The 16,967-nt window shown below is 62.0% G+C and carries 21 protein-coding genes; 20 read left to right on the top strand and 1 reads right to left on the bottom strand.

The window, feature by feature from the left end; all coding sequences use genetic code 11:
• The 5 genes from M2427_RS22340 to M2427_RS22320 all read left to right on the top strand — a co-directional run.
• Positions 1–954 (top strand): toprim domain-containing protein (locus M2427_RS22340; RefSeq protein ID WP_280708830.1); only part of this gene is annotated, 954 nt, incomplete at its 5' end.
• Positions 955–1,292: 338 nt separating this feature from the next.
• A complete protein-coding gene (locus tag M2427_RS22335; RefSeq protein ID WP_280708829.1) occupies positions 1,293–2,216 on the top strand; it encodes a DUF2493 domain-containing protein in 924 nt (307 codons plus the stop codon).
• Between the two features lie 140 nt (positions 2,217–2,356).
• Positions 2,357–2,806 carry a hypothetical protein gene (locus M2427_RS22330; RefSeq protein ID WP_280708828.1) on the top strand — a complete coding sequence of 150 codons (450 nt, stop codon included), beginning with the start codon at positions 2,357–2,359 and terminating at the stop codon, positions 2,804–2,806.
• Positions 2,807–3,031: 225 nt separating this feature from the next.
• A complete protein-coding gene (locus M2427_RS22325) occupies positions 3,032–3,196 on the top strand; it encodes a hypothetical protein (RefSeq protein WP_280708827.1) in 165 nt (54 codons plus the stop codon).
• A 188-nt stretch (positions 3,197–3,384) separates the two neighbouring features.
• Positions 3,385–3,705 carry a DUF736 domain-containing protein gene (locus tag M2427_RS22320; RefSeq protein ID WP_092220534.1) on the top strand — a complete coding sequence of 107 codons (321 nt, stop codon included), beginning with the start codon at positions 3,385–3,387 and terminating at the stop codon, positions 3,703–3,705.
• Between the two features lie 103 nt (positions 3,706–3,808).
• Here the strand turns inward: M2427_RS22320 and M2427_RS22315 are convergent, their stop codons facing one another.
• Positions 3,809–4,057, bottom strand: a complete 249-nt coding sequence (locus M2427_RS22315; protein ID WP_126259268.1) for a helix-turn-helix transcriptional regulator — start codon at positions 4,055–4,057, stop codon at positions 3,809–3,811.
• A 146-nt stretch (positions 4,058–4,203) separates the two neighbouring features.
• Here M2427_RS22315 and M2427_RS22310 point away from each other — a divergent pair, with 146 nt between their 5' ends.
• The 15 genes from M2427_RS22310 (at position 4,204) to M2427_RS22240 (ending at position 16,964) form a co-directional block, all read left to right on the top strand.
• Positions 4,204–4,476 (top strand): DUF2285 domain-containing protein, encoded by a 273-nt coding sequence (locus M2427_RS22310; RefSeq protein ID WP_280708825.1) that lies wholly within the window; start codon positions 4,204–4,206, stop codon positions 4,474–4,476.
• A gap of 165 nt (positions 4,477–4,641) precedes the next feature.
• Positions 4,642–4,836: a DUF6499 domain-containing protein gene (locus M2427_RS22305; RefSeq protein ID WP_271611473.1), complete on the top strand. Its 195-nt coding sequence runs from the start codon at positions 4,642–4,644 to the stop codon at positions 4,834–4,836.
• Positions 4,837–4,972: 136 nt separating this feature from the next.
• Complete coding sequence (locus tag M2427_RS22300; protein ID WP_348521941.1) at positions 4,973–5,413, top strand: DUF2285 domain-containing protein; 441 nt, start codon at positions 4,973–4,975, stop codon at positions 5,411–5,413.
• A gap of 133 nt (positions 5,414–5,546) precedes the next feature.
• Positions 5,547–5,828, top strand: coding sequence for a helix-turn-helix domain-containing protein (locus M2427_RS22295; RefSeq protein WP_092295092.1), 282 nt, complete (start codon positions 5,547–5,549; stop codon positions 5,826–5,828).
• Between the two features lie 22 nt (positions 5,829–5,850).
• Positions 5,851–6,732, top strand: a complete 882-nt coding sequence (locus M2427_RS22290; protein WP_280708824.1) for a replication initiator protein A — start codon at positions 5,851–5,853, stop codon at positions 6,730–6,732.
• 289 nt (positions 6,733–7,021) lie between these two features.
• On the top strand, positions 7,022–7,486 hold the full coding sequence (locus tag M2427_RS22285) for a DUF2840 domain-containing protein (protein ID WP_280708823.1): 465 nt from the start codon (positions 7,022–7,024) through the stop codon (positions 7,484–7,486).
• Positions 7,483–7,995, top strand: a complete 513-nt coding sequence (locus M2427_RS22280; protein WP_280708822.1) for a S26 family signal peptidase — start codon at positions 7,483–7,485, stop codon at positions 7,993–7,995. Before M2427_RS22285 ends, M2427_RS22280 begins: the two co-directional genes overlap by 4 nt.
• 188 nt (positions 7,996–8,183) lie before the next feature.
• Positions 8,184–8,891, top strand: a complete 708-nt coding sequence (locus M2427_RS22275; protein ID WP_280708821.1) for a lytic transglycosylase domain-containing protein — start codon at positions 8,184–8,186, stop codon at positions 8,889–8,891.
• A gap of 663 nt (positions 8,892–9,554) precedes the next feature.
• Positions 9,555–11,318 carry a DUF3363 domain-containing protein gene (locus M2427_RS22270; protein WP_280708820.1) on the top strand — a complete coding sequence of 588 codons (1,764 nt, stop codon included), beginning with the start codon at positions 9,555–9,557 and terminating at the stop codon, positions 11,316–11,318.
• Between the two features lie 36 nt (positions 11,319–11,354).
• Positions 11,355–13,343: a conjugal transfer protein TraG gene (locus M2427_RS22265; RefSeq protein ID WP_280708819.1), complete on the top strand. Its 1,989-nt coding sequence runs from the start codon at positions 11,355–11,357 to the stop codon at positions 13,341–13,343.
• A gap of 6 nt (positions 13,344–13,349) precedes the next feature.
• The gene (locus M2427_RS22260; protein ID WP_280708817.1) at positions 13,350–13,775 is read left to right on the top strand and encodes a CopG family transcriptional regulator; all 426 of its coding nucleotides are present in this window, start codon (positions 13,350–13,352) and stop codon (positions 13,773–13,775) included.
• A gap of 124 nt (positions 13,776–13,899) precedes the next feature.
• Positions 13,900–15,228 carry an MFS transporter gene (locus M2427_RS22255; RefSeq protein ID WP_280708816.1) on the top strand — a complete coding sequence of 443 codons (1,329 nt, stop codon included), beginning with the start codon at positions 13,900–13,902 and terminating at the stop codon, positions 15,226–15,228.
• 230 nt (positions 15,229–15,458) lie between these two features.
• Positions 15,459–16,373 (top strand): P-type conjugative transfer ATPase TrbB, encoded by a 915-nt coding sequence (trbB, locus tag M2427_RS22250; protein ID WP_280708844.1) that lies wholly within the window; start codon positions 15,459–15,461, stop codon positions 16,371–16,373.
• A 1-nt stretch (position 16,374) separates the two neighbouring features.
• On the top strand, positions 16,375–16,701 hold the full coding sequence (locus tag M2427_RS22245; RefSeq protein WP_280708815.1) for a TrbC/VirB2 family protein: 327 nt from the start codon (positions 16,375–16,377) through the stop codon (positions 16,699–16,701).
• Complete coding sequence (locus M2427_RS22240) at positions 16,701–16,964, top strand: VirB3 family type IV secretion system protein (RefSeq protein WP_280708813.1); 264 nt, start codon at positions 16,701–16,703, stop codon at positions 16,962–16,964. The genes M2427_RS22245 and M2427_RS22240 overlap by 1 nt, the downstream gene beginning before the upstream one ends.
• Positions 16,965–16,967: the final 3 nt, after the last annotated feature.

Here is a 16,967-nt window from a genome sequence, read left to right as displayed (position 1 = left end):
CGAGACAGCACCCAAGTGCAAATGCGCAACATAACCTTCGGCGCAACATATTCGGTCTTATGTGCAGTTGAACATAAGACCGACGCCGCGACCGGAGAACATGGCGATCTCCTCGACATCATCCGCGAAAGTCTGGCCTTGCGAGACTTTCGCGAGGTCGCCGAGGAGGCGAGGCGCTTTCTGAAGCTGCCTCGTTCTGAGGATCAATCACTCCCGAGACCCGTTCGTCCAGTCGTGCCGGCCGGATCGCAAGAAGCCGCCCGTCGACTTTTTGCGATATCCGGTCCGATCGAAGGGACGTTGGTGGAAACGTATTTGCAACGTCGTGGAATAAGCCAAATCCACCATGGTGGCAGCCTGCGCTTTCACCCACGTTGCTACTACCGACCGGACGAGCTTTTGCCGACTGAAACCTGGCCGGCGATGATAGGCTCTGTCACGGACCTCGAGGGACGGATCACCGGCGTGCATCGCACCTGGCTAGATCCACACGGCTTTGATCGCGTGCGGCTCGGCAAGGCCCCGATCGACACGCCACGACGGGCCATGGGCGACCTTCTTGGTAACGCCGTTCGCTTCGGCGTGGTGGACGACGTGCTCGCTGCGGGCGAGGGGATCGAGACCATGCTGTCGCTGCGTTATGTCCTGCCGACCTTGCCCATGACCGCTGCTCTCTCGGCCAATCACCTCTCAGCCATGTTGCTGCCGTCTGGCCTACGCCGACTCTATATCGCCCGTGACGCAGATTCTGCCGGAGATGCCGTACAGGCTATTCTCACCCAGCGCGCAGAAGCCGCCGGCATTGAAGCGATCGCATTGTCGCCCCGGTTGGGCGACTTCAACGAAGATCTGCACATCTTCGGCCTCGAGGCCCTCCGAGCAGCGTTGCTACTTCAACTCGTACCGGAGGACGTCGCCCGTTTAATGCATTCGTCGATGGCAACCGCGGAATAGCCCCGGCAATTCGATGGGCGTCGACAGGGCGGTCGCGGTGCGGCCACTGCCGGAAGAGGACGCGACCACGGCCTTCTAGAGGGCGATCGGACGGCAAACGGCTCGGGCCGGCAACGGCTGCGTCCGGCTATTTTCCGCCGCGCGCCGGCGACGAGAAGACACATTAGCCATCTGGCGAGCGCGCTTTGCATCGCGAAGCAAAATAGCCGGCCTTCGCCATCCTCCGCTGCGCTTCGGCCCTCCGCTCTGCTCTGGGTTCTGGCCCGTTCCGCCTGCCGTCTGAGTGATCGCCACGAAGGCCGCGATGGTCGCGGCCGATCCGGCAAAGGATCACCTCCATGACCGACCACGATGACATCGAACTGCCGCACGCCGCATCTGCGACCGAACGTGTTCTTACAGAATTGCAGCTCTTCGGTCACCGCCCCTTCGACGACCAGCCCGATCCACGGCCACTTCCCGAGGCCAGGATCATTACCGGTGCCGTCGCTGACATCTTCGATGCCCTGGTCGCCACGTTGAGCGACACGCGGCTCGAGCCGGACCTCGACGATCTGCTCTGGTCGACTGTCAACCTGTTCCATCGTGCCGTCGACCGCATCGGTCGCCAACTCGACGACAACGAACAGGCGCAGCAGAAGAGTCAGCGCGAGCAGGACGGTTCCGAAGTTCGATCGGTCGAACTCGAACGCATCACGGCGGAAGGCATCACGTTGATTGAGCGCCGCAACTGCCTGGAGCTCTTCCGTGATCAGGCCATAGTGCGCTTCGAGACTCACACCGGCTCATTCTGGCGCCCCCGATCGGGATCGCTAGTGAACCATCGTACGCTGACCGCAGCGATGATCGACTCCCGCGACTTCATCGCCGCCAAGCGTCGCGCCGAAACCGAGGTCATGTTGCCGCCAGGACCGAAGATCGCGCTCACCGGAGGACTCGACTTCAACGACCATCATCTGATCTGGGATCGCCTCGACAAGGTTCACGCCAAGCATCCCGACATGGTCCTGCTCCACGGCGGCTCCCCGAAGGGGGCCGAACTGATCGCATCCAAATGGGCGACGACCCGCAAGGTGCCTCAGATCGCCTTCAAGCCTGATTGGACGAAACATGCCAAGGCAGCACCGTTCAAGCGAAACGATACCATGCTTGAACTCCTGCCGATCGGCGTCATGCATTTCCCAGGCACAGGAATCCAGGACAACTTCGCTGACAAGGCCAAGCGGCTCGGTATCCCTGTCTGGAGGTTCGGCGGCGCGTGAGCGCCGTCTTGTCGCCTGCAACCAACAAGGCGGAATTGTGCGCGCCGCAACTCCGCCTCGTTTCGAATTTAGGTCTGAAGTTGCGCCGTGGTGGTGGTGGAAGGCGCGACCGGTAAATCTATGCACATGGAGCCACCACCATGCTCGCCCTTGGGCTCGTCCTCAACACACTCGGCATCGGTTTGTTCTGTTGGGCGATCTTCGCGCTCGCTGTGTATGCTCTGCCGTTTTTCGTCGCGCTGAGTATCGGGATGACGGCGTTTCAGAGCGGTGCCGGCCTCATCGGCGCGCTGCTTATCGCAACGGCCGGCGGTGCACTGACGCTAGTCCTCGGCCAGGTCGCCTTTGCTGTTACTCGGTCCTCGGCCTTGCGCATCGCGATCGCGGCAGCATTCACTGTTCCCGCCGCGGTCGCCGGCTATCATGTGGTGTTCGCCGTGTCCCATGTCGCGGTGCCTTCGCTGGCTTGGCGTGAGGTCTTCGCGTGCCTCGGCGCGGTTTGCATTGGCGTAACGTCATGGATGCGCTTGATTGCTTTGGTGGAGACCCGCCCGTTAGAGTCGGGTGGGGTGGTGGAGAACTTGTCCTAACCGGTTCTTACGACCGCAAGCCTCGAAAGATGATCGTTTCCCGCCTTCATCGTCGAACAGGTACGCGCAGATCGGCGCGGTGAACGGGGGATGATCGAAGCCTGGGCGCGGGCGAGGCAGGCCTCCTCTGAACCCCTCGATCAAGCTGCGGTATCCGGCCTGGCCCACGCATCCGCGGCGGAGACGCGTTAACCTCGATCGGTCCTTGGGAGACGATGCCGCCTTTTGCAGGAGATTGTTTCTCTTTCCCCGCTGAAGCGTTCCGACCTCTTGTTCGTCAAAACCGAGATAGCCACGCTTCTCCGTAAGATTGTGGTTCAGCACCCGGACGCACGTGGCCTCGTTGATGGCTTGATCTGGCCGAAGACCGGCTTCGCCTCGATCGTCTGAGCCGCAACGCCGTTGATGCGACTTTCTTCCCCTGGGCTTCGCCCATTCCTCGCGAGACAAGAAAGTCGCTCCAACGGCGTCCTCCGCTGCGCTCCGGCCCGAGCGGGTGCGTCGCCGATCGTCCTCGGCCCTAGATCGCCATCGAGGCCGCGGTGGTCGCGGGCTCGAAACACAACAGGAGAAGTGACATGGCTAACATCGGTTCTTTCAAGAAGGTCGGTAACGAATTCCAGGGCGAGATCGTGACCCTGAGCCTGAAGGCCAAAGGCGTCCGCATCGTCGCCGAGACCAACCGGTCCAACGAAAACGCTCCCAGCCACCGCATCTATGTGGGTCGCGCGGAGATCGGCGCAGCCTGGTCGAAGCGTTCCGAGGAGGGCCGCGATTACCTCTCACTCAAGCTCGATGACCCCTCGTTCAACGCGCCGATCTACGCGAACCTGTTCGACGACGAAGGCGGTGAAGGCTACACCCTGCTCTGGTCGCGGCCGCGCAAGACCGGCGAGTAGGCCCACTCCATCAAGCCCCGTCCGGTCCGCCGGGCGGGGCTTCTCATCCTTCCAGGCATCAGTGAGCGCAAACCGGCCGCCGGATCGAGCGGCCCGACATCAATCACTCGGCCTGTCCCCGAGTCTTCTTCTTGGCGCTTGTGGGCGGGCGAGTGAGCAGGTCGGCGGCCTCGACACCCAGGCTGCGCGCGAGCCGATCGACAACGTCGATACCCGCCGCATAAACGCTTCGCTCGAGTGCGCTGATATAAGTGCGGTCAATTTCAGCACGATGAGCCAATTCCTCCTGTGACAAACCACGGGCCTGCCGGAGCTTCCGCAAATTGATTGCAAGTATCTCGCGTATATCCATACGCGAGAGGGCATGTCCTTGAAGAGTATTTCACCACGGAGTATTCTCGACAAAACACCCTCCGGACGGCTCCTGCGACAGTTTTAACGCTTCTGCTCCTTCCGGCCCGCGTGTTAGAAATTGTCTAATCTAAGGCGTGGAGTCTTATGAGGAAGCCGCCGCTCGACCCAGACGTCGCCGATGCTGCGCCTGCAGATCAAATTCTCACTGCCTACGATGAGCGGCATGTGGTGACCTACACGCGCCTTCTGCAGGCCGAAAGCGAAGGGGCTGACTGGATGGAAGTCGCTCGAATCGTGCTGCATATCGATCCGGTGCGGGAGCCGGACCGTGCGCGAAGCGCATATCAGAGTCATCTTACACGCGCCAAATGGGTGACGGAGCAAGGGCGCCTCTTACGAGGCACCGGCTCGAAATAGAACAAGACTACCGGCTGGCGACTTGCAGGCAGAACTATTTTCTTTTGCTGATCGGTGGTCATTCCAGTGCACCACGTGGTGCCAAACTAGGGGCTTCCTACAACCGCCTCGTTCATACCTATTGCGGCGCAATCGTTGTTAGCAGCGTGCAATGGGGCGGAAGCAATGCCTGAATTCGACTGGCGGTCGCCAGAATCCTACAAGAGCCTACAAGACGCCGAAATCACCGACATCGCCTGGGAATGTCTCCGCCGTAACGCCGACTATCGGCGTGAGTACGAGGTGATGATCGCCAACAGTCCGAACGGCGAAGTGACTGACGAATTCAGGAGGAAATGGGGCATCTGCTTTCGCCCATGACCCACAGAGGTCCTTCGACCAGCAGACGATTTTTTGGGCTCCCGAGGTTCTACCGGCGGTCGTTTCGGTCAAGGTTGCCTGGGCCGCCGATCGCAGTTCAGCGTCTCAGCCGCTGCTTGACCTTGCAACAGGTCAGGTGCGCCGCGCTGTCGACGGCTGGCATGCCGTGCTGCGCATCGGTGCGGTAGATCACCGTGTCTGGTCCAAAGAGCCGCCGGCGCTCGGCGCGCCATACGCAGCCGAACTGCCGTTTGACGGCGATTTCGACGCGCGTGCGTATGCAGCACGACGGCTGTGGCGCGCGATGAATGGACGCGTGCCAGGTCCGGCATTTCATCAATTATCTAAGCAGCGGCGCGAACGTCTGAGCGCCGCGATCCGCGCGCTCGATGCGCATAGCGCCGGCGGCAGTTATCGCGTTGTCGCCGAAGCGCTGTTCGGCAAAAAGCGAATCCCCGATCGTGCGTGGAAGACGCATGATCTGCGCAATCGAACGGTCCGCCTGGTGCAAGGCGGCCTCGCGTTGATGCGCGGTGGTTACCGCAAACTTCTGCGGCCTGGGCGCAGGGACGAGTAGCGCAGTCCCCAAGGGGTGCCGAAAATCGCCCCCTCCGTATTCAGCATCCCCCTCCGATATCGCGCTCCTCCATGATGACCGCACACACGCCGGCCTAGCCAAGCGTAGTGCGCTGTCCTCCTGGAGTTCTCAAATGCCCGATCCGATGGCCGGTCTTCCCCCGCGATTCCTGCGTACACCGGAGGCCGCGCGCTATCTTGGCCTGTCCGGCCGCACGCTCGAGAAGCACCGCACGTACGGTACTGGACCGACGTATCGGAAGATTGGCGGACGTGTTGTCTACGCCGTCGATGACCTGAAAGCGTGGGCCGACCGCGGCGCGAAGACGTCGACCTCCGACCCCGGGAAGGGGACCGTACTGCCGGCTAAAAAGCACCCGGTTCTGCGCCCGTATGCAGGCCAAGAACGTCGCTGATCGCCGCTTAAGAACAACCACCATGCGGCGCAAACACCATTCCGAGCGCGACCAGCTTGAACTCTTTCGCGCTTTGCCCGGGGATCTTGCACCCCGCGACGCGCAGGATCTCATGGCCTATCCCTTCTTTTCGCTCGCCAAGACGAAACGTGTCGTGCCGATCGATTTCCGTGCCGGTGCGGTCGCAATTCGTGTCGAAGCCGTGCCGGAACACGGCATGGCGACCATCTGGGATGCAGACGTTCTGATCTGGGCCGCGTCCCAGATCGTCGAAGCCCGTGACGCAGGTCTGAAGACTTCGCGTTTGATGGCTGCAACGCCTTACGAGATTTTGACGTTCGTCGGCCGCGGCACCAGCGCACGTGACTACGACCGGCTGAAGGCGGGTCTCGACAGACTTCAGTCGACGAGCGTGCTGACGTCGATCCGCCAGCCGGCAGAACGACGACGACATCGCTTCTCCTGGATCAACGAGTGGAAGGAGACAGCCGATGCAAACGGTCGCCCGTTTGGGATCGAGTTGATCCTGCCGGATTGGTTCTATGCCGGCGTCATTGACGATGCGCTCGTGCTGACGATTGATCGCGCATATTTCGAGCTGACGGGCGGGCTTGAGCGGTGGCTCTACCGGCTCGTGCGCAAGCACGGTGGACGCCAGGATGGCGGCTGGAGCTTTGACCTTGTGCACCTCCATGCCAAGTCCGGCATCCTCTCGCCGCTCAAGCACTTTGCTTACGACCTTCGCCAGATCGTCCAGCGCCAGACATTGCCCGGCTATCAGCTCGTGCTCACGCACGATCGGAACGGCATCGAGCGACTGAACTTCGCGCCTGCGCCTGTTGCTCCCTTAACGGCACGCCTGCGCCGGCGCGGTCTCATTCCAAATCCGGAGGACAACCTGTGAATCAGCTCGTGCTATCGGGGACCGCAACCCTCGTGCTATCGGGGACCCGATCCTCGTGCTATCGGGGACCGGAATCGGACTTAAGAGCTTGTTTCTCTGCGCTTTCCGGCCGCTCTAACTTTACTAACCAGAAATCCTTCGGATTTCTTCTAACGGACCAGGCCGGCAGCCGCGTTGGCGGCGCCCGGCAAGGGCGGTCCGTCAGTCTGGCTTGCCTTTGCAGGCCATACATACTCTCCACCGCGCCCCAAGCTCACGCCTGCCGGCTCCAGCGTCGGGGAGCCGCCGCATGAGCGATCTCACAGAAGTGGAAGTGCTGTGGCTCGAGAAGCGCATCGAAAACCGCATTCGGTTCGGGCGCATTGTCGAAGAACGGAAGATTGATCGTCACCGGCGCGTCCTGTCATTTGCGCCCGGAAGCATCTTTGCGTTCGTCCGTTGGACTTCCAACGACTTCGGCACGGTCATTTCGCGCATCGACATCTTGCGTGCGGTCGCAGCGGGACAGCGCTGCTCAACCGTTCCTTATGTGACACCCGGCGGTGAGATTCTGCTGCGTCTGACCGGCTGGCCGAAGGTCGAACGCGTGCTGCAGATGATCGATGCCGTTGAGGCGCTCGGCATCGATCCCGCTGATGTCGCACCTGATCACTGGCATCACGTTCATAACCGCCTGTCCGTCAACGAAAACCCGCGCCCGTATACGAAAGCGCGCCACCAGGCATGGCTTCACCGACAAACGGTGATGCGATGACGGGCCGCGTAATGATGCTGGTCGTGACGTTTGGGGTCGCTGCCGCGCTCATCGCGACAATCGTCCTGGAGCCGCTTCCGCTTTACATCTGGAACGCATCCGCGAGCGTGCCGATCGGTCTCTACCGTCTTCGACCGGCCGACCAATTCCAAGTCACTGAATTGGTCGCCGTGCAGCCGCCGGAACCGCTCGCGACCTTCCTCGACTTTAACGGCTATTTGCCCCTTGGCGTCCCCATGCTCAAGCGGATCCTGGCGCTGCCGGGGCAGACGGTCTGCAGGAGCGGGCTCACAGTTTCGGTCGACGACATTGCAATGGGCGAGGCACGCGACCGCGACGGACGCGGCCGGCCGCTGCCGAAATGGCAGGGCTGCCGCGTCGTTGGCGACGGCGAGCTGTTTCTGATGAACTGGCAGTCCGACGACTCCCTGGATGGCCGATATTTTGGATTCTTGCCTGCGTCGGCGGTGATCGGCTGTGCGCTGCCCGTGTGGACATGGGAGGAGTGATCGTGCGTGTTCCATATTCTTACCCCGCCATTCCTCTGTTCGATCGATCGCGGGGCCATTCCTCCGTCCCGACCAACGCTTGCAGGGCCGACGCGCGTCGCAGCAGTCCGGGGCGACCGCAGGACCGGCGCGAAGCGGTTTTACCCTGGACGGGCGCGAGCACGACGGCATGCCTGGCTCGATCGGGCGTGCGTGTTTCGGTTGTCGTGTCGCTGCTGCTTATTTTCGCTGCGTCGAACAGTGCTGCTCTAGCCCGGAGTGGATCGGCGTCAGCTCCGGCGGTTGCTCAGGCACGCAACCCGTTTGCAGCGTTCGTCGACGAAGCCTCGAAGCGTTTTGCAATTCCGGTAAACTGGATCGGTTCGGTCATCAGCATCGAAAGTGCTGGTGACGTGCACGCCAGATCGCCAAAAGGCGCAATAGGCCTGATGCAGATCATGCCGGCGACTTGGGCGGAACATCGCGAGCGTTACAATCTCGGGAACGACCCCTATGACCCGCACGACAACATTCTAGCGGGCACCGCTTACTTGCGCGAACTGCTCGATCGGTATGGTTCGCCTGGCGTGTTTGCCGCGTACAACGCGGGACCAGCTCGCTATGAAGGGCATCTCGCTGACGGCTCTTTGCCAGAAGAGACGCGAGGATACGTCGCAAAGCTTGCAAATCTGCTTGCCATTGACCTGCCGCCGAGGTGGACGTCCAGCGGACAGTCAATAGCAGCTGCGACGCTATTCGTCGGGCGATCCGATCTCATGAAAACGCGCGATCGGTTGCCGGCGCTCGTGCCGTCCAACGGTGTCACAACTGCAATCTCGGCGCCCGATGTTTCGCACATGGTCCCCCGACCAATTGGCGTGTTCGTCCCTCGATCGGATTCGGGAGTATCGCAATGACCAAGTGTGCGGGTTCACAAGCCGATGGCGTATGGGCGATGCCTTCGGCCCGCGCTCTACTCGTCGCTTCGCTCCTCACCGAGCCACCCTTCGGGTGTCTCGGCCCTTCGGGTGACGATCGCTATCGCAAGCGCTCGGAAGCAGTGGGGGCTTCGCAATTCAACTGCCAGGTCGCGGTGGTTCTTTCGGGATCCGCTGGGAGACCACGACGGCAGGACGGGCACATAGTTCCTCGGCCAATTTGCGTGTTCGTTCCTCGATCGGATTCGGGAGCATCGCAATGACCAAGTATGCGGGTTCGCGAGCTGACGGCGTATGGGCGATGCCTTCGGCCCGCGCTCTACTCGTCGCTTCGCTCCTCACCGAGCCACCCTTCGGGTGTCTCGGCCCTTCGGGTAACGATCGCTATCGCAAGCGCTCGGAAGCAGCGGGGGCTTCGCGCGTTGGCTGCCAGGTGGCTCTTTCAGGAACCGGCGACAGGGAGACCACGACGGCAGGACGGCGAGATAAAAGAGGGTCGCCGGTCGCACCGCAAGCCATTGGCATGGCTTGGGTTCTACCGTGCCGGTCGGTCGGGGCGCGTGCCGCGCCCTGCATTTTGAGCAATGCGATCAAGAACATTTTCGGCACTGAAAGCATCTTTGCGCTTTTCGAGGCCCGGCCATGACCGCGGGCGACAGCGATCTGCGTATTCGACCTGGACGCATCCGCAGCACCCGCGCGCCGAAGCCGAAGAGCTTCATCAACCAGGTGCTACGTGCCGCGAAGAAGGCAGGACACGCCTCGGGTCAGACCGCGGCTGGCAGGCGCTCTGCGGCCTATGGGCGCTCGACGTTTGGCCGCGGCCGGCTCGCGTTTAGCCGCAGTCGGCTATTCAGCCCGACGCGGCGCGTTGTTGTGAAGGCGCGCGTGGTTCGTCACAAAGGACGAGCCTTCCGCTCAGCGCCGCTGACGGCCCATCTCTCGTATCTGAAACGCGACGGCGTGACACGGAGCGGCGAGCGGGCCGAGATGTTTGATGCCGACAGCGACCGCGCCGATAGCGCGGCTTTTGCGGAACGGTGCAAGGACGACCGGCATCACTTCAGGTTCATCGTCTCGCCTGAGGACGCCGGCGACATGACCGACCTCAAGGCCTTCACCCGCGATCTCGCCAAGCAGATGGAGGCCGATCTAGGCACGCGGCTCGATTGGGTGGCTGTCGATCATTGGAATACCGACAACCCTCACGTCCACCTTCTCGTTCGGGGTGTCGATGAGGAAGGGGCGGACCTCGTGATCTCCCGCGACTATATCAGCCAGGGCCTGCGCTCACGTGCCGAGGAACTGGTCGCCATCGAATTGGGACCTAAACCGGAGCACGAGATCCGCAATGCGCTGGAGATGGAAGTCACGGCGGAACGATGGACACGGCTCGATCGAGAGATCCGCCTGGCAGCCGATGAGACCGGCGCTATCGATCTTCGCCCAGAGAATCCTGGCAAGTCCGATCCCGAGATCCGGCGCCTGTTGGTCGGTCGCCTTCGGCACCTTGAGAGGATGGGCCTTGCCGCATCCGCCGCGCCAGGGGAATGGATGGTAGGCCTTGAGGCCGAGCGGAGCTTGCGCGACCTTGGCATGCGCGGCGACATCATCAAGACCATGCACCGCGCCTTTACCGAGCGTGGGGAGGCGCGCGGCGTTGCCGACTTCATTATCGAAGGTGGACAGCCGTCGTCCCAGATCATCGGACGGCTGGTCGACCGTGGATTGCATGACGAATTGACCGGCGAGGCCTATGCCCTGATCGACGGAACAGACGGACGAGCGCACCACGTGCGCTTCCGAGGGCTCGAAGCTTTCGACCATGCACCGCCGGCCGGCGGCATCGTCGAAGTCCGGCGTTTCGGTCAAGCCGGCGATCCGCGACCGACAATGGTGCTGGCGATCCGCTCCGATCTCGATCTTGCCGAGCAGGTCGCCGCGAAGGGCGCGACCTGGCTCGACCACAGGCTGGTCGAACGCGACCCCATGCCGCTCGCCATGGGCGGATTTGGCCGCGAGACCCGCGACGCCATGGAAGCCCGTACCGAGCATCTGGTCCAGGAGGGCCTGGCGCGGCGGCAAGGCCAACGCATCATCTTGCAGCGCGACCTCCTGAACACGTTGCGCCAACGTGAACTGGACCAGGTGGCCGCAAAAGTCTCGGCCGACACCAGCCTCCCTTACGTGAAGTCTGACTCCGGGGATCATGTGGCGGGGACATATCGCCAGCGTCTGACGCTCGCCTCGGGACGCTTTGCCATGATCGATAGTGGGCTCGGCTTCCAGCTCGTGCCCTGGTCGCGCGAACTCGAAAAGAAGCTCGGCCAACACGTCACTGGTGTCGTGAAGGACGGCGGTGGCATCGAATGGGGCTTTGGTCGGAAGCGCGACCTCGGCCTCTAGCAATCTCTCTAATCCAGTTGCGGAAGGACGTTCGGGATGTCCGGAACCAAAATCCTGTGGGGACAGGTAATCGTTGTCGGCCTAATCGTTCTGCTCGCCATCTGGGGAGCAACCGAGTGGACGGCTTGGCGGCTCGCCTACCAGCCCGAGCTCGGGCGGCCCTGGTTCGAAATGATGGGCTTCAAGATCTATTACCCGCCCGTCTTCTTCTGGTGGTGGTTCGTCTACGACGCCTATGCGCCGCAGGTCTTTGCCGAGGGGGCGTTCATCGCGGCGTCCGGGACCTTCGTTTCGATCGCGGCGGCGATCGGCATGTCGGTGTGGCGCGCGCGCGAGGCGAAGAATGTTGAGACCTATGGCTCGGCGCGCTGGGCTGGTCTGGAGGAGGTTCGAGCGGCCGGACTTCTCGGTCCGGATGGTGTGGTGCTGGGCAAGCTTGAGCGCGACTACCTCCGCCACGATGGACCGGAGCACGTTTTGTGTTTTGCACCCACCAGGTCCGGCAAGGGTGTTGGCCTCGTCGTTCCTTCGTTGCTGGCCTGGCCCGGCTCGGCCATCGTTCACGACATCAAAGGAGAGAACTGGCAACTAACCGCGGGCTTCCGCTCGCGGCATGGCCGCGTCCTGTTGTTCGACCCCACCAATCCTAAGTCATCAGCCTACAATCCGCTCCTGGAGGTTCGGCGCGGGGAATGGGAGGTTCGCGACGTCCAGAACGTCGCCGACGTCCTGGTCGATCCCGAAGGCTCGCTCGACAAGCGGAACCATTGGGAGAAGACCAGTCATTCGATCCTGGTCGGCGCCATCCTCCATGTCCTCTATGCCGGGGCAGACAAGACCTTGGCCGGGGTCGCCGCCTTCCTGTCCGACCCGAAGCGACCCATCGAGGCGACGCTGAAGGCGATGATGACCACCGCGCATCTTGGCGAGCAGGGCGCGCATCCCGTGGTCGCATCGACGGCGCGCGAACTCCTCAACAAATCGGAAAATGAACGGTCCGGCGTCCTGTCCACTGCAATGTCGTTCCTCGGACTCTACCGCGATCCCGTCGTGGCCCAGGTGACCTGTCGCTGCGACTGGCGGATTGCCGATCTGATCGCAGATCGTCGCCCGACGACACTTTACCTTGTGGTGCCGCCGTCGGATATTTCTCGGACCAAGCCGCTGATCCGTCTGGTGCTGAACCAGATTGGCCGTCGCCTGACCGAGGATTTGCACGCCCGCGATCGCAAGCATCGAGTCTTGATGATGCTTGATGAGTTCCCAGCACTTGGGCGGCTCGATTTCTTCGAGTCTGCGCTCGCTTTCATGGCGGGGTACGGCATCAAGAGTTTCCTGATCGCGCAGTCGCTCAATCAGATCGAGAAGGCCTACGGGCCCAACAACGCCATCCTCGACAATTGTCACGTCCGGGTCAGTTTCGCGACTAATGACGAGCGGACCGCGAAGCGGGTCTCCGATGCGCTCGGCACGGCGACGGAGATGAGGGCCATGAAGAACTACGCCGGGCACAGGCTGAACCCCTGGCTGGGGCACCTGATGGTCTCGCGGCAGGAGACTGCAAGGCCGCTGCTGACGCCGGGTGAGGTCATGCAGCTTCCGCCGATGGACGAGATCGTCATGCTGGCGGGGACGGCGCCGATTCGGGCGAAGAAGGTCCGCTACTACGAGGATCGGCGATTCACCGAGCGGGTTCTGCCGCCGCCCGATCCGGCGACGGCCGGCCGATCATTGCGAACGGACGGATGGTCAGAACTCGGGACGCCGAGGCCGACGGGAAGTCCAACTGACAAAGCCGCGGAGGCCGAGGATGACACGGCGAACAGCGGCCTCCGTCGCGAACCCGAACTCCCCGATCACGTCGCGATCGCCAAGGAGACGACCGAGCCGACGCCAGCCGAAGAATTTGCCGCCGTTCTTGACGATGACGAGCATGCGGTCAGTCAGTCCCGGCTCATCCGCCAACAGATGCGCGGTGTCGCCCGTCAAGTCGCCCTGGACCCGAATGACGGTATGGAGCTCTGAGGCAATATGCGCGACCGGATGAACGTCTATTTCCCGCCAGAACTCTTGAAACAGATCTCGGAACTCGCCGACCGCAAGAAGCTTTCCCGGTCTGCGATCGTGGAAGCGGCTGTCGCTTCGTTTCTCTCACCGGATGGAGCGGACAGGCGGGAGGCGGCGTTTACCCGCCGCCTCGATCGGCTATCGCGTCAGATGCAGAGGCTGGAGCGCGACGTTGGGTTGACGGCGGAGACCTTGGCCCTCTTCATTCGTTTCTGGCTGACGATTACACCGCCGCTACCCAACGACGCGCAGGCGGCCGCGCAGGCAAAGGGTCGGGAGCGCTTTGAAGGATTTGTCGAGGCGCTCGGGCGCCGTTTGCAGAAGGGGCAAAGCTTTCTGCGCGAGATTCCGGAAGATGTCCGTCGCCAGGAACCGGCTGGCGAGACCTGACTGAGCATTGCTATCGCGCCGATCCCTCTTTTTCTACGCTAGCCTACGACAGCAGCGATTGGGCCGCACTGGCAAAAGCTGGACGCGCTATCGGCTCGAGCGAGCAGAGTGCAAAGGGGCCAGCATGCAAATCTCAACACCATGGCGTCGCGTCGCGCGCGTTTTTCTCCCTTTTGTAGCCGGGTACTATCTCTCTTATCTGTTTCGAACGATCAATGCTCTGATCGCCAACCATCTCAGCTCGGATACCGGGGTTGGGACTGCCGACCTCGGGTTGCTGACGTCGGTCTATTTTCTCGTTTTCGCGGTCGCTCAGATCCCCGTCGGTATATTGTTGGATCGCTTTGGTCCGCGTCGTGTCCAGAGTGTTCTGCTCTTGCTTGCAGCAGCAGGCGCCGGCCTCTTTGCGATATCGACTGACTTCCTGTCGCTTTTGATCGGGCGCGCGATGATCGGGTTTGGCGTGGCGGCGGCGTTGACCGCAGGACTGAAGTCGATCGTCCTCTGGTTCCCCAGGGAGCGTGTCGCCTTGCTTAACGGCTACATGGTCATGCTGGGATCGCTTGGATCGGTGACTGCTACGGTCCCCGTCGAACACCTACTCGCCTGGATGGGCTGGCGGCAACTTTTTGAGGTCCTAGCGGCCGCTACCGGTGCGACGGCCATTCTCATCTATGCCGTCGTGCCTGAGCGAGGCGTTGCCCCATCAGCAGCGCGCGCCACTCTTGGCTCCGTTCTCGGCGATCGGCGCTTCTGGCGAATGGCCCCGTTGTCGGCGACGTGCGTCGGATCAGCCTGGTCTCTGCAGGGATTGTGGGCATCACCGTGGTTTACCGACGTGGAGGGGCTTGATCGCGCAAGTCTCGTCAGACAGCTTTTTATGATGTCCATCGTATTGAGCGCTGGCGCCTGGTTATTCGGTACGACCGTCCATTCCATCAAGCGGAGAGGAATCGGGGCGGAGGCGGTGTTAGCGATGGTTGCGGTGCTGTTCATCGCGGCTGAGTTATCCCTGATCCTGCGAGCGTCTTTGCCGTCCATCCTGCCTTGGTCTATTGTCGCAATTGTCGGAACGGCGACAGTGGTCAGCTTCGCGGTGATAGCGGATTACTTCCCGCCGGAGCTTGCCGGCCGTGCCAATGGTGCCTTGAACGTTTGGCACTTCGGTTGGGCATTTCTGGCGCAATACGCGACAGGACTTATTCTGGAGCAATGGTCCGCGAATGATGGCCATAGGCCCGTCCAAGCCTATCAAGTCGCTTTTGGTCTCAACGTAGTACTGCAGATCGCGACGTTAGTCTGGTTCGCGCTGCCCTGGCGCCGATCCATCGCTTCGTGGATGAGTTCAATCCTCTTCTTCAGGCCGGCTGATGTTTCCTGCGCTGTCGAGCCAGTCGGGTTGTACGAAGACTCGGTCATCCTCCTGTCCGCGGATGACGATGCGGATTGGTGAGTATGCCACTCCCGCGAACTGACACGATTGCGCAGGCCTCAAACATCAATTCTCAGTCTTTCTTTTTCTACGCTAGGCTACGATCACTGAAGCCGCTTGTTGCGCCAAGTCCATCGGTGCCTTTTCTAATCATCCCGATATGAGGACGCTCGTTGGACGTCCTCATTCGGTGGGGGCGAACGGTGGCAATCCATTCCATTCAATCGGAAGCGAGTTCGCGCGGCGCGCGAATGCTGCGCAGCGCGCTTGGCTCTGCGATCGCCGGCTACCTCGAAGACGAAGCGATCATCGAGGTGATGCTCAATCCGGATGGGCGGTTGTGGATCGACCGGTTGTCGAGTGGCCTGATCGACACAGGCGAAACACTGTCGGCGGCGGACGGCGAGCGCATTGTTCGTCTGGTAGCGCACCACGTAGGTGCGGAGGTGCATGCCGGCTCGCCGCGGGTCTCGGCCGAATTGCCTGGGACCGGCGAGCGCTTCGAAGGTCTGTTGCCTCCGGTCGTTGCCGCACCGGCCTTTGCGATCCGCAAGCCCGCCGTCGCCGTGTTTACGCTCGACGACTACGTCGGCAGGGGGATCATGACCTCGGAGCAGGCCAAGATCCTGCAGAACGCGGTCGCCACACGGAAGAACATTCTTGTCGCCGGCGGGACATCGACCGGCAAGACAACATTGACGAATGCGCTCCTGGCCGAGGTGGCAAAGAGTTCCGATCGGGTCGTGCTGATCGAAGATACGCGCGAACTTCAATGCAAGGCGCCCAATCTCGTGGCTTTGCGGACCAAAGATGGCGTGGCCACGCTATCGGATCTCGTTCGCTCCTCGCTGCGACTGCGTCCTGACCGCATTCCGGTCGGCGAAGTTCGCGGTGCCGAAGCGCTCGATCTGCTCAAGGCTTGGGGCACAGGCCACCCCGGCGGCATTGGGACCATTCACGCGGGCAGTGCGCTTGGTGCGTTGCGGCGGCTCGAGCAACTTATCCAGGAAGCCGTCATCACGGTTCCGCGCGCCTTGATCGCCGAAACCATCAACCTCGTTGCCGTGCTTGCGGGGCGCGGCGCCGACCGTCGCCTCGCTGAGCTCGCCCTCGTCACGGGGCTTGGTGCCGCCGGCGACTACAACGTTTCATCAGCAGGAGACTGACATGCGTCTGGAATTTCACCTTCTTCGACATACCGCATCGCTAGTCGGCTCCGGCACGGTTCTTTTGGTGTCGGCGCCGGCATGGGCGGCTGGCTCGAACATGCCGTGGGAGCAGCCACTCAATCAGATCTTGCAGTCGGTGGAGGGGCCGGTCGCCAAGATCATCGCCGTCATCATCATCGTCGTGACCGGGCTCACGCTCGCGTTCGGCGATTCGTCGGGTGGCTTCCGCAGGCTGATCCAGATCGTGTTCGGTCTGTCGATCGCGTTTGCCGCCTCGAGCTTCTTCCTGTCGTTCTTCTCCTTCGGCGGCGGCGTGGTGATCTGATGGATGATCAAGTCACAGGCTTTGTCGTTCCCGTTCATCGCGCGCTCACTGAGCCAATCCTGATGGGCGGCGCGCCGCGGTCGGTCGCGATCGTCAATGGCACGCTTGCGGCAGCCCTTGGATTGGGATTGCGGCTTTGGATCGCGGGCCTTGTCCTCTGGTTCATCGGCCACATGGCCGCCGTCTGGGCCGCCAAGCGCGATCCCGCCTTTGTCGATGTGGTGCACCGGCATCTGCGCATTCCCGGTCATCTCAACACGTGAGCC

This window comes from Bradyrhizobium sp. BR13661, assembly GCF_029892425.1.
Classification (GTDB): Bacteria; Pseudomonadota; Alphaproteobacteria; order Rhizobiales; family Xanthobacteraceae; genus Bradyrhizobium.
Note: the sequence above shows the minus strand (reverse complement) of the source record. Positions and strands in the feature narration are given on the sequence as shown.

Excerpts from the sequence above, each read along its gene's own strand:
- M2427_RS22335 (WP_280708829.1), top strand. The coding sequence starts at position 1,293 with ATGACCGACCACGATGACATCGAACTGCCGCACGCCGCATCTGCGACC.
- M2427_RS22330 (WP_280708828.1), top strand. The coding sequence starts at position 2,357 with ATGCTCGCCCTTGGGCTCGTCCTCAACACACTCGGCATCGGTTTGTTC.
- M2427_RS22320 (WP_092220534.1), top strand. The coding sequence starts at position 3,385 with ATGGCTAACATCGGTTCTTTCAAGAAGGTCGGTAACGAATTCCAGGGC.
- M2427_RS22315 (WP_126259268.1), bottom strand. The coding sequence starts at position 4,057 with ATGGATATACGCGAGATACTTGCAATCAATTTGCGGAAGCTCCGGCAG.
- M2427_RS22310 (WP_280708825.1), top strand. The coding sequence starts at position 4,204 with ATGAGGAAGCCGCCGCTCGACCCAGACGTCGCCGATGCTGCGCCTGCA.
- M2427_RS22305 (WP_271611473.1), top strand. The coding sequence starts at position 4,642 with ATGCCTGAATTCGACTGGCGGTCGCCAGAATCCTACAAGAGCCTACAA.
- M2427_RS22295 (WP_092295092.1), top strand. The coding sequence starts at position 5,547 with ATGCCCGATCCGATGGCCGGTCTTCCCCCGCGATTCCTGCGTACACCG.
- M2427_RS22290 (WP_280708824.1), top strand. The coding sequence starts at position 5,851 with ATGCGGCGCAAACACCATTCCGAGCGCGACCAGCTTGAACTCTTTCGC.
- M2427_RS22285 (WP_280708823.1), top strand. The coding sequence starts at position 7,022 with ATGAGCGATCTCACAGAAGTGGAAGTGCTGTGGCTCGAGAAGCGCATC.
- M2427_RS22280 (WP_280708822.1), top strand. The coding sequence starts at position 7,483 with ATGACGGGCCGCGTAATGATGCTGGTCGTGACGTTTGGGGTCGCTGCC.
- M2427_RS22270 (WP_280708820.1), top strand. The coding sequence starts at position 9,555 with ATGACCGCGGGCGACAGCGATCTGCGTATTCGACCTGGACGCATCCGC.
- M2427_RS22265 (WP_280708819.1), top strand. The coding sequence starts at position 11,355 with ATGTCCGGAACCAAAATCCTGTGGGGACAGGTAATCGTTGTCGGCCTA.
- M2427_RS22260 (WP_280708817.1), top strand. The coding sequence starts at position 13,350 with ATGCGCGACCGGATGAACGTCTATTTCCCGCCAGAACTCTTGAAACAG.
- M2427_RS22255 (WP_280708816.1), top strand. The coding sequence starts at position 13,900 with ATGCAAATCTCAACACCATGGCGTCGCGTCGCGCGCGTTTTTCTCCCT.
- trbB (WP_280708844.1), top strand. The coding sequence starts at position 15,459 with ATGCTGCGCAGCGCGCTTGGCTCTGCGATCGCCGGCTACCTCGAAGAC.
- M2427_RS22245 (WP_280708815.1), top strand. The coding sequence starts at position 16,375 with ATGCGTCTGGAATTTCACCTTCTTCGACATACCGCATCGCTAGTCGGC.
- M2427_RS22240 (WP_280708813.1), top strand. The coding sequence starts at position 16,701 with ATGGATGATCAAGTCACAGGCTTTGTCGTTCCCGTTCATCGCGCGCTC.